Genomic DNA, 12,314 nt, shown 5'->3' on the forward strand with positions numbered 1-12,314 from the left:
GGAGTATACAGCTGCGCACTCTTACGACCAACCTCAACACAATCAAGAAGGCGGCCGACGAGCGCGTTCAGTAGTGTCGGAAGCGGGGCTCTAGAGTAGCCCCGAACGTGTCCCCAAGTGGCGCGATGTGGAACCAAGATAAGCCGCATGGCAATTGCCGTGCGGCTTATCTTCTTGTTCGGGAGATCATCCTTGAATGACGCCGTTTCCCTTCATTTCGAAGTTCTGTCGGGGCTCTATTGCGGACTGACCGGTAAGGCGGCTCTAGAAACGGGCTTGATCGGCAGTGGCCTCGATGCGGATATAATCTTCGTCGAGCAAGGACTCGCGCCGCATCATTTTCGTATGACTCTTCTTGGCAATTCGATCGAGGTCGAGGCGCTTGCAGCCGGCCTCAGGATGGAAAACAACAGGAATATTGCGGCAGGGGAGTGCGTTGTGGTGCCCCTTCCGGTCGTCATTCATGCAGGCGCGATGTCCATTCTCTGGTCAGTGCAGGATGCTGCGCCAGCCAGTGGGATCGGCATACCACGTCTTTCCATCTCCGTGCTTGCCTTGGTGTTACTCGGCTCTCTCGGGATCGGCGCGCTCTCGGCCATTTTCTCCTACTACGGCAACGCTGGGCATTGAGCGCCAATTCACCTGGTGCCGACCTTGAGTTCAAGCTTAGCAATAACCGCGCTGACGATCAGACTAACGTGGCAGCGGCCAAAGACCTCCAACAGGAAGTCGACAAAGCGGGCCTGCTCAATATTAAGATCGGCTCCGCCAAGGGTGTTGTGACCGCTGAAGGGACCGTCACGTCTGCATCGGTCATCCGTTGGCAGAGGGTTCAGCAGTGGTTCGATCATCGCACGAAGGGCGCTCTAACACTGGTCAATGGAGTGGTCATCAAAGAGGAGAAGGCGCCATCCGCAATCGCCGTTGAAGCTGTTTGGCGTGGGCCCCTGCCGTATGTTGTAATCGCTGGTGAGAAGTATTTTGTCGGCGCCATTTTGGATGATGGGTGGATGGTCGATCGGATCGAGGACCGTCGTGTGCTGCTGAGCCGAAATGGCCGCCTTGCTGCTCTCCCGTATTAATGATTTCCAAGTTCGCAGGCCATATCAAGGAGAACGCCATGGTCAAGCTGCCCCACCTATCCTGTCGCCTCGCTATCGTGCGCTGCCTGGAGGCATCGTCGTCCCGAGGGACGAGTTACGGCGAATTGTGCTGCTCCGGCAGAACCGGAGCAGCTTGATCAAAGGCTATCTGCTCCGGTTGTGGCTCGCTGCCCACGGTAGTTCTCGGGATATTCAGCTGCTGCGGCTTTTCGCGTATGCGTTCATCTCGAAGGTCATCGGCGGTGAGGCCCTTACGGTTCTGGACAGACTGGGTACACCTCCTGGCAAGCCGTCCTCGTGCCTGCCTCTCGTTCTCAAGCGCAAGCGATGCCCTCTGATGGGTCTTCGAAAGCTGCGTAGCAGCAGAGCAATTCTCAAACCATCATAGAGGGGCCTCGGATGGCCAACGTTTTGCGTAACTTCATCGAGCGTGCGCCGGCCAACCCGGACTTAATGGTCGCGTTGATGCTGCTTCTAGCCGTAGCTATGATGGTCATGCCAATCCCGATCATGGTGATCGACACGCTGATCGGATTCAATATGGGATTGGCCATACTGCTGCTATTGGTCGCCCTGTATGTCAGCACGCCACTCGATTTCTCGTCGTTGCCCGGCGTCATTTTGATATCCACGGTATTCCGTCTGGCGCTCACCATCGCAACGACGCGACTGATCCTGGCCGAGGGGGAGGCAGGTAGCATCATCCACACCTTCGGCGATTTCGTAATCTCAGGCAATATCGTCGTAGGGTTTGTCATATTTCTGGTCGTGACCATGGTGCAATTCATGGTCCTCGCGAAGGGCGCCGAACGTGTCGCAGAAGTGGCGGCGCGCTTCACGCTCGACGCTCTGCCGGGCAAGCAAATGGCGGTCGACGCAGAGTTACGCAACGGCCACATCGATGCCAACGAATCGCGCAGGCGGCGCGCCACATTGGAGAGGGAAAGCCAACTTTATGGGGCGATGGATGGCGCGATGAAATTTGTGAAGGGCGACGCCATTGCCGGGCTGGTGGTTATCTTCATCAACATGCTGGGTGGGATTTCGATCGGCCTGCTCTCGAAGGGCATGTCGTTCGGCGAGGTGCTGCATCACTATACTCTGCTGACGATAGGTGATGCGTTGATCTCGCAGATTCCGGCCCTGCTGCTCTCAATTACGGCGGCGACCATCGTCACTCGCGTAACTGGGGCTGCAAGTTCCAACCTTGGTACGGACATAGTCAAGCAACTCACCGCCAGTAAGCGAGCATTGCGGCTGGCGGCCTGCGTCTTGGTTGTGATGGGGTTCGTTCCTGGTTTCCCCCTGCCCGTCTTTCTGATCTTGGCCGCAGTCTTCGCCGCGGCAAGCATTGTCAAGGGTGATGTGCCGGGCGCCGGCAAGGTCGATGCTGCAACTGCAGCGCCAGTAGAGAAGGAAACCGTCCCTGCAGAGGCATGTCCGATCGCCTTCTTCCTTGCGCCGAGCCTTACGCATGCGATCGACCAAGTTGAATTGCAACAGCACATTGCACGCGTTTCGCAACTAGTCTCAGCCGATCTCGGCATTGTCGTTCCGCGCATCCCAGTCGCGGTCGACCAGCAGCTGCCCGAGTCGCAATTCAGGATAGATGTCGAGGGCGTGCCAGTCGAACAGGATTTGATTAATCCGACACAGCTCACCCTTACAGACGATCTGGCGAGCATTGAATCGAGCGGCATCCCATTTCGGCATGATCCAGAAATGGACAAAATCTGGGTTGAACAAAGCCATGCGCCGGCTCTCAATGCCGCCGGCATCGGGCATCACCGTCCCAGCGAACGCCTCGCGTTGCGTATCCATGCGACCTTGACCCGCTATGCACCGCGCTTGGTGGGCATCCAAGAAACCCGCCATTTGCTGGGTCGCATGGAGCAGGAATACGCTGATCTGGTGAAGGAGGTGCTGCGCACCACGCCAATCCCTCGGATTGCCGAAGTGCTGCGCCGCCTGCTGGATGAAGGTATCCCCATCCGCAATACCCGACTCGTCTTGGAGGCATTGGCCGAATGGAGCGAACGTGAGCAAAACGTCGCACTGCTCACGGAATACGTCCGTTCTGGCATGAAGCGGCAGATCTGTCACCGCTATGCCACACACGGAATCGTGCCCGCCTTCGTTATCGAACGTGAGACTGAGGATTTCATGCGCAGCGCCGTTCGGGATTCGGCTGCAGGCCCATATCTCGTGTTAGAGGATCGGCAAAGCGAAGCGCTGCTGTCACAGGTGCGTCAGATCCTTTCCAGCGCAGCACCGGATCAGACCCTCCCTGTCGTATTGACTTCAATGGATGTCCGGCGTTTCGTCCGCGGTTTTCTAAGCCGAAACGGGATCGATCTTGCTGTTCTGTCTTATCAGGATCTCGCCTCCGACTTCACGATTCAGCCCGCCGGATCGATCAAGCTCCGACTGGAACCAATATTGGAACGTCACGGAAACCGCGCAATATCGGCGTTGCCGCCAACTGACAGTCAAAGCGCTCGATGATAGGGAAAACCAAGCATGAATTCACATGAGAATGCAGTCGCTGCGCCGTACTCAGTTCTCTTCGCAGTGCTCGCCATTCTGCCTCTCGCGGGTTGCACTAGCTGGAATAAGCCGGGTCTTTCAGTGAAGGAGACATCGCCACCAGAGTTGCTGGGCGCCAATAACATCGATCCGGCTATGCGCGAACGCATTTGGCGCGCAGTCAGTCAGGATTCTCAAGTGCAGGCTTTGCGGGATGATCTGAAGCAGCATCCGGACAATGTCGATGCGGCAATCCGTCTTACGAAGGCCTTGCTGGCGCAGGAACGCGCGCATGAGGCGCTTCAGGTACTCGACAGCGTCTTAGTTGCCGTCCCAGGAAATTTGCGTGCATTGAATGCGAAGGGAGTTGTCTTGGATAACGAGGGGCGGCATGACGCGGCACAAGCGCTATACCGCCAAGCTCTCGAAGCAGAGCCAGAGAATCAGATGTTGCACCATAATCTCGACTTGTCGCTAGCGTTTGACGGGAAGTCCAAACGGAGTGCGTTGGCACCATCGCGATAGAGGCATAGCGGGAGCGCTGTACGCGAGCTGTGACGGCATTGGACCTACACAAGCAGACACAGCAGGTATGCAGGCGGTATTACGTTAACTGGCGGTCAGCTTTTCGGGCATAGGGCGACGGTATGAACGGATCGCCCGTTAGCTACAATCGCCACCGCCGCCCGAGGTCATTGCTCACGCGTCCGGCTTTATTCCGATTTCCGCTGAGCTTGGGTCTGGTTGACGAAATGCTGCTGGAGCGCGGCATTGTGGTCCCCTACGAGACAATCCGTCGTTGGGTCAGGAAGTTCCGGATCGAGTACATTCGACGACTGAGCAGGCGATGATCGACAAAGTATTTGAGACGGTATTGCAGCGCGGGGCGGCGGCTCTTGCATCGAAGCGGCAATCTGCTGCGGCGTCCCCGCCCTGGTGGTTATGCGGGGCGCATCTATGATGCGACATGGCGCGCACAAGCGCTATCTTGGCAAGCTCTCGAAACAGAGACGTTGCACTCCGGGAAGTCGAGCGGAGTGCACTGGCACGATCGCGGGCGCGGCAACCATGGTCGTTCCTGATCCTGCATGCTGCGGCCGAGCCGTCGGGCACATTCCATCCCCTTTGCTAGCCTCACGAGGCGTGCACGCGAGAAGCGATGGCGCTGAGGCGAGCACCGCATGTGTTCGAGCGGGATGCCGGAACTGCACCTGATGTCGAGACGATCTCTTCCATGGCGGGGGCGCTTGTCGCGTGGTGGTAGCAGGTCAGATGGGGGGCTTGAGGCCAACGAGGTGGCGGCCGTCGAGATGGCACGCCTGTCGCCGCCGGAACCGAGATCCACCGGTTCGGTGGCGCACTCCGGGGGAGCGGATCCGGCAGCCCTGCGTGGGTCACTGTCTGGCGTGTGCGTTCCGGCAGGACTCACAGCCGACACTGTTATGCCCCACTTAAACACCGCCTGTAAGAATATGTTATTATATCAGCACGTTAGGCGCGCGCCGGCGCGTGTTACCACTACATTTTGGGGATGATCTCAGGCGAGTTGTTCGTCGAGGTTGTGTGGCAGAGCGATGCCAGATGCCTTGAAGACGTTGCCCACTTGGCCCGTAACGTGGGTTCTGGTGGTGACGATGCGACCATCCTTTTCGATGGTGGCTTCCTGGAGGCGGTCGAGATCGCGTAGAAGCGGCTGCCATTCGGGCGTCAGGCCTTTGGCCCGGCAGAGGCGGTACAGTTCCTTGCTGAGTACGAGCCCCAGGAACGAGCAGAACACATGCCCGCGGATGGCGGCATCGGATTGGTGGAAGATCGGCCGGGTATTGAAGGTTGCCTTGGCGGCGCGGAACAGGCTCTCGACCTCGAGCAAATCGCGATACCGCAGCACGGCCTGGAGCGGGGTCACCTTCGCGTTGGTCCGCACCACGGTGATGCCGTCGTACCGGGCTTCCTCGGCAAGCTTGCCGACATCGATCTTGAAGTTCTTGCCGCTGGCCTTGAGGTAACGCCGGTAGGCCGAGTTGCCGACCAGTGCCTTGTCGCCCTTCTTGAGCTGTGCCTCGAGGCCGGCGATGATCGCCTGGCGGTCGGCCTTGTCCTTCTCGGCCTCGGCGTCATTGCGGCTGACAATGTAGCGGTCTTTACCGACCTTGACCTCTTTGACCCACAACTGAGTTTCACCGCGCTGGCGCTCGAGAACGAGCGGAACCATCGGTGCCGCGTCATTGAGCACGACGTTGTGGATCACGCTGCTCGAGCGTTCGCGGGCCCCCAGAATGTATTCCATGCCCAGCTTTTCGAGCGCGGCGATGGTATCGGCGCTGATCATGCCGCGATCGGCGACAACGCAGGCGCGTGTGACGCCGAAGCGCGTTCGCAGCCGATCGACCACCGGCAACAGGACGGTCACGTCAGCGGTGTTGCCGGGCACCATCTCGGTGCAGATCGGCCGGCCCTCGGCATCAACGACCAGCGCCAGGATCATTTGCGCCAGATCGGGGCGGAAGTCCTTGGAATGCCCGCGCTTGCCCAGCGTCTCGCCGCCCGCGCCATGGAAGGACAACGAGGTTGTGTCCATGAATACAAGGCTGAGGTCGGTGAACAGGTCCTGCCGGCGCGCGAAGAGCTTTTCCTCGATCGCGTCTCTTCACGCAGCGCGCCACCAGCGCGCCTTGCGCCTTTTCGCCGAGTTCCTCGCCCAGCCACGCCATTGCCCGGTAAAAGTGATGGAGCGCCAGACCCTCGGCGCCCTCGATACCATAATCGGCCATCCAGTTCGCGCAGTCGCGGTCCGAGCCCGAGACGAACAGCCGATGCAGCGTGCCAACGAACACCGCCCGTTCCACCGCAAAGCCGAACTGGCGCCCTTCCAGCACCTCTTCCAGCACCTCGCCGATCCCGAGCCGCTCCCACAGCCGCCCGAACAACAGCGGACCGCCGATGCGGCGAGAGGCAATTCGCCCCGCGTCAATGTCGGACAGGATGAGGCTGCGTTCGCCATGGCGCGCAATCGAGGCCGCCAATCTGTCAAGTTCGCCGCTGGCAACCAGCGCATCCTTGCGGCCCAGCGCCTTTATCGTGCGCTGGCGAACGGTTTTGCCGTCGCGGACACTTTCCACGAGGTAAAGATAGCGGTGGCGCGCGCGACTCTCTCAACGACAAACATGCCAGCGTTGTTAGCGAATAAATGCCTTAAAATCCATACAACATGCGGCTAGCAGATCAAATGTTGTTACCACACATTTTCGCGCCGAAAACTCGAGGCGAGTGAATTCAACAGCTTAACGGACAGCGTTCGCCATCCGTTCACCTCCAACTGTTCAAGTCGGGTTATGGCCCCTCTGGTTGATCAAGGGTCGCAAATTGCCACCCTGCCATGAATTTCCTCATTGCTCTGACAACTGGCGCTTTCGAGAAGCCGACGAGTCGAAGGTCGTCGAAGGCCAATGAGGGCCGCGGTGATTTGGCCCTCTGGGCGGGGGCAACTGCGGTCGAGCATCCGGACGACAGACTGACTTCGCGGGCCGCGCGGTTCAGCACAAGCGTCAGCGGCTCGCCCGATTGCACAATTTACTCGTTGCCGTTCTCGCACCTCGCGCTCCGTGTTGTCGGGTTTGTCGCGTCCCAAACAGGGTGATGTTTCAGTCGGCGTGCCGCCGCACTCTCAGTTGAGCCATTGAATAGACATTCGGAACGGTTGTTCTGAGGCGCTTCCTGCGCGGGTTGGCATGACTCTTGAGGTTCTCATTGTGCGGCGGCACCTGCCGCGGACCGGCATCACGGATTCATCGTCCTATTTGAGCTCTAGAAAGGAGACAACAATGAGGGCGGATATGTCAGCTTACGGTTTGACCGAATTATCTCCAGAAGAAGCCTCTGCAATTTCGGGAGGGCTATTCTGGGGAGTAGTTTCATTTTCCAGGAAAGCCGAGGTTCGATCCGACGCTGACCCGTGGGCGGGGGCTACGAGCCGGTGCCGGACCGAACCGTCTCAGGCAACGCCGCGTATCTCGTCAAACATTGGGGCATCGGCGCGGCTAAATTGTGGCGAAACCGTGTCACATTGTCACCAATCCCAACAGACACTCCCTCAACGTGACAGGACGTTTCGCAAACAGCGCGGCGTCCCCTACTGGCCGGGCTAAGGACGGCGTCGAAAGGTTTACCGGCCGGCGCTTCCAAAAACACTGATCCAGTCGTGCAAAAACGACAGACGAGGTAGACGTTTGATTCCGCATACCTGCCTGGCCAAGCAGTTCGCCGGCCTCACTGCCTGACCAGCATATCGCAATGTCCATTTTCTGTGGTTGAAATATATCCTTCAACGAAATTTACAGAGACTTAGCGCAAAAAATTGTCGGCAATGATACGCTCGCCACAACATCCAAGTCCCTGGCGGAAAAACCCTGACTTGTTTCATATGTCCGGCCGCGGCGCAGCATTTAGTCTTCGATTGAGCGAATGCCAAGAAGAGATCTCATCCTGGTTGAAGGAGATGGAAGTGGAAATGTTTGCTTATGCTACCCGGATTGGTGCTGACCGATGATGACACTGGTCAGACGTCTGCGGACGGCAGCGCATCTTGATCGCCTTCGAATCCTGGGCCTTTGCGCGCATGCAGACCTAACTGTCTGCCAGCTGGCCGAGATTATGGGCCTGCGTCGCGAGCACGTTCTGCGACACCTTAGGCTGCTCGCCAGAGCCGATTTTCTTTGGTGCGACGATCAACGTCGGTCCTACTATCTGAAAGCAGGAGGCAAGGACGGCGGGCTGGTTCAATTCTTGGTCGATCTCCTGCCCCCCAACCATGGCCATCATAAACGAGACCTACAACGCCTCGAAGCGACGATGCAAGACGCTCGGGCGAAGGGGACCTCCTGCTTAATCGTCGAGACAGACCAACCCAAAAAAGCGGAGCGCGAAACTATCATGGACAACTCCGCCGACGGCGCCATCGCGCAGCCCGACACCTACGGACGGTCTCCCTTGGCCGCGGTCGATTGCCGCGTTCACGAACTGCTTCTAAGACAGGAGCGGCAGGAGCGCACGACGCTCAAACTGATCGCTTCTGAGAACTTCGCCTCTTCGGCCGTGCTGGAAGCGACCGGCTCGATTTTCACGAACAAGTACGCCGAGGGATACCCCGGTGCGCGCTACTACGCGGGAAACGAGATCGTCGATGAGCTTGAGAACCTCGCCATTGAGCGCTTGAAAACACTATTTGGCAGCGAACACGCCAACGTCCAGCCTTATTCCGGCTCGCCGGCCAATCAGGCTGTCTATCGCGCGCTTTTGAGCCCGGGCGACAAGGTGATGGGCTTGTCTCTCCCCGGTGGGGGTCATCTGACACATGGATGGGCCGTCAACTTCTCCGGCGCTGATTACAAACGCGTCCCCTATGGGCTGCACGAAAAGACGCAGCAGATTGACTATCACCGCTTGCGCGAGACGGCCAAGCGGGAACGGCCGAAACTCATTTGGGTCGGCGGAACGGCTTATCCGCGTGTTTTTGACTATGCGGCAATGGCCGAAATCGCTTCGGAGGTGAACTCCTATCTGGTGGCCGACATCGCACACATCAGTGGCCTGATTGTCGCAGGAGCGCACCCGAACCCCGTCGGCCATTGCGACGTCGTCAGCAGCACGTCTCACAAGTCAATCCGCGGTCCCCGCGGGGGCTTCATTTTGTCAAGGAATGAAGATCGCTACCAGGCGCTCTATCATCCGAAAAGCAAACACAATCTCGCCAAACGTATAGACCGTGCGGTGTTCCCTCTCCTGCAGGGCGGACCGCATATGAATATCATCGCCGCTCTAGCTGTCACTTTGCAGGAAGCCGCGAACCCGTCCTTCCGTGTCTACGGTCAGCAGATCGTCAAGAATGCCAAGGCGCTGGCCCAGGCGCTTCTGGAGCGAGGGTATGACCTGGTCACCGGGGGGACTGACAATCACATGCTGATCCTTGATCTGCGCGATCGACCACTGTCAGGCAAAGCCTATGCGGAGCGATTGGCAAAGGCAGGCATCATTACGAATTTTAACATGGTGCCGGGCGACCCGCGCCATCCGGCGGTCACAAGCGGAATTCGCCTGGGGTCGCCAGCAATGACGTCCATGGGCATGCGCGAGGCGGAAATGGTGCAGATTGCCGCCTTCATCGACCTGGTCTGCCGCCAGCCCAATGATCCGGATGTCCATGCCAGGGTGCGGAGAGAGGTCGCCGACTTCTGCGCTGCGTTCGAGGTCCCTGGCATCACCGACAGGTAAGGCGGGCAAATCGAAGGTTGCCACCTAACTCCAACATCTGAAGCGAGGACATTCAATGACCAGGCAGTTCGTATTCTCTTCCGAATCCGTCGGCGCGGGACACCCGGATAAGATGGCCGACAACATCTCGGATGCCATCCTGGATGCGATCCTCCGCACCGATCCGAAGGCGCGCGTCGCGTGCGAAGCGTTGGTGAAAACAGGGATGGTCGTTCTGGCTGGCGAGATCACTAGCGATGCGCAGGTCGATTACAGCCAAGTTGCCCGCGAGACGATACTCGATATTGGATACGATGACGATGCCATCGGCTTTGATGGTCGCCGTTGCGCCGTCGTTCTGGCTCTCACCGAGCAGTCGCCCGACATTAGCCAGGGCGTTGACGAGGGACGAGGGCAGGATCTCGACCAGGGAGCGGGGGACCAGGGCCTCATGTTTGGCTTCGCATGCAGCGAGACCGATACACTCATGCCTTTGCCGATCCAACTCGCCCACAGTCTGACAAAAAGGCAGGCGGAGGTGCGGAAGGCGGGACAGCTTGGCTGGCTGCGCCCGGACGTAAAATCTCAAGTGTCCGTCCGCTATGAAGGTTTGCGCCCGGTGGCGATGGATACCATAGTCCTGTCGACGCAGCATGCGGAGGAAGTCTCACAAGAAACGGTCCGCGAAGGCGTCATCGAGGAGATCATAAAGCCGGTCCTGCCTCCCAACTTGGACACGACGGGGATCAGGTTCCTGGTCAATCCAACCGGCCGGTTCGTGGTCGGTGGGCCACGCGGCGACTGCGGGCTCACCGGACGCAAGATCATCGTCGATTCCTACGGTGGGATGGGTCGTCACGGCGGCGGCGCCTTTTCGGGCAAGGACCCATCCAAGGTTGACCGCTCGGCCGCCTATGCCGCGCGGTACGTCGCAAAGAATGTCGTTGCCAGCGGCCTTGCGGAGGTCTGCGAGGTTCAGCTTGCCTACGCAATCGGCGTGGCTGCCCCGGTGTCCATCCTCGTCAACACTTTCGGGACCGCAAAGATCGAGGAAAAAAAGATCGAGCACCTTATTCTCGATCTTTTCGATCTCCGACCGAAAGGCATCATCAAGATGCTTGATCTCTTGCGCCCGATTTACCGCAAGACCGCGACATACGGACACTTCGGCCGTGAAGAGCCTGAGTTCACATGGGAGAAGACGGACAGAGCTGACGACTTGCTGCGTGAGGCAGGACCGGCAGCTGCGTGAGGCGCCGATGTTGGATCCAGCTACATGCGGCAACCCATTCCAACTCCCGAGACCCGCGCCCGGCCGGCATGGCAGAAGGCCAGCGACCGTTAAGCGGAGACTTTGATGCCGGAATATGACGTGCTTTGCATCGGCAATGCCATTGTCGACATCATCGCCCAGTGCGACGAGGAATTCCTCGAGACCAACGGCATCATCAAGGGCGCGATGAACCTCATCGACACCCAGCGCGCCGAATTGCTCTACAGCCGCATGGGCCCGGCGATCGAGGCCTCCGGCGGCAGCGCCGGCAACACGGCGGCCGGCGTCGCCAGCTTCGGCGGTCGTGCGGCCTTCTTCGGTAAGGTTTCCAACGATGCGCTCGGCGAAATCTACGCCCACGACATCCATGCGCAGGGCGTCGCCTTCGACACCAGGCCGCTCAAGGGCCTGCCGCCGACGGCGCGCTCGATGATCTTCGTCACCCCCGACGGCGAACGCTCTATGAACACCTATCTCGGCGCCTGCGTTGAGCTCGGGCCGGAAGATGTCGAGGCCGATAAGGCTTCCGGCGCCAAGGTCACCTATTTCGAGGGCTATTTGTGGGATCCTCCGCGTGCCAAGGAAGCGATCCGGCAGACAGCGAGGCTGGCGCACGCAGCGGGCCGCGAGGTGTCGATGACGCTTTCGGATTCGTTCTGCGTCGACCGCTACCGCGACGAGTTCCTCGACCTGATGCGTTCGGGCACCGTCGACATCGTCTTTGCCAACAGCCACGAGATCAAGTCGCTCTACCAGACATCGTCGTTCGACGAGGCGCTGGCGCAGATCCGCAAGGATTGCAAGATCGCCGCCGTCACCCGCTCGGAAAAGGGCTCGGTCATCGTGCGCGGCGACGAGACCGTGGTCATCCAGGCGACCACGATCAAGGAACTGGTCGACACGACAGGCGCCGGCGACCTCTATGCCGCCGGTTTCCTGCATGGCTACACGCAAGGCCGCGACCTCAAGACCTGCGGCGATCTTGGCTCACTGGCCGCCGGATTGGTGATCCAGCAGATCGGCCCGCGCCCGCGCCAGAACCTGCGCCGCGAGGCCGAGCAGGCGGGACTCGTCCATCCGCACGTTCCAATCGCTGGCTCTCGCCTTCCCGTTGAGAAGGCTGTCCAGGGACCGCGGGTAAATTGAAACCCCACGATCCCCGATAG

4 protein-coding genes and 4 pseudogenes are annotated in these 12,314 nt (G+C 59.3%); 7 read left to right on the top strand and 1 reads right to left on the bottom strand.

Annotated elements, in window-relative coordinates; translation table 11 throughout:
- The first annotated feature begins 192 nt into the window (after window positions 1-192).
- From AC0V7N_RS38455 to AC0V7N_RS38470, 4 genes and pseudogenes are all read left to right on the top strand, one after another.
- Window positions 193-1,082: pseudogene (locus AC0V7N_RS38455) on the top strand (SctD/MshK family protein).
- A 420-nt stretch (window positions 1,083-1,502) separates the two neighbouring features.
- Complete coding sequence (gene sctV / locus AC0V7N_RS38460; RefSeq protein WP_496628155.1) at window positions 1,503-3,608, top strand: type III secretion system export apparatus subunit SctV; 2,106 nt, start codon at window positions 1,503-1,505, stop codon at window positions 3,606-3,608.
- A 15-nt stretch (window positions 3,609-3,623) separates the two neighbouring features.
- A complete protein-coding gene (locus AC0V7N_RS38465) occupies window positions 3,624-4,154 on the top strand; it encodes a tetratricopeptide repeat protein (RefSeq protein ID WP_475461266.1) in 531 nt (176 codons plus the stop codon).
- Between the two features lie 157 nt (window positions 4,155-4,311).
- A pseudogene (locus AC0V7N_RS38470) lies at window positions 4,312-4,477 on the top strand (IS6 family transposase); the annotation flags it as partial.
- A 689-nt stretch (window positions 4,478-5,166) separates the two neighbouring features.
- On the opposite strand, the pseudogene AC0V7N_RS38475 reads toward AC0V7N_RS38470, so the two are convergent.
- Window positions 5,167-6,795, bottom strand: a pseudogene (locus tag AC0V7N_RS38475) (IS1634 family transposase).
- Between the two features lie 1,763 nt (window positions 6,796-8,558).
- Between AC0V7N_RS38475 and glyA the strand changes: the two are divergent.
- The 3 genes and pseudogenes from glyA to AC0V7N_RS38490 all read left to right on the top strand — a co-directional run.
- Window positions 8,559-9,896: a serine hydroxymethyltransferase gene (glyA, locus tag AC0V7N_RS38480; RefSeq protein WP_496628448.1), complete on the top strand. Its 1,338-nt coding sequence runs from the start codon at window positions 8,559-8,561 to the stop codon at window positions 9,894-9,896.
- 55 nt (window positions 9,897-9,951) lie between these two features.
- On the top strand, window positions 9,952-11,127 hold the full coding sequence (gene metK, locus AC0V7N_RS38485) for a methionine adenosyltransferase (RefSeq protein WP_496628156.1): 1,176 nt from the start codon (window positions 9,952-9,954) through the stop codon (window positions 11,125-11,127).
- A gap of 105 nt (window positions 11,128-11,232) precedes the next feature.
- Window positions 11,233-12,222 (top strand): annotated as a pseudogene (locus AC0V7N_RS38490) (adenosine kinase); the annotation flags it as partial.
- Window positions 12,223-12,314: the final 92 nt, after the last annotated feature.

The sequence above is a fragment of the Mesorhizobium kamtschaticum genome (genome assembly GCF_056174585.1).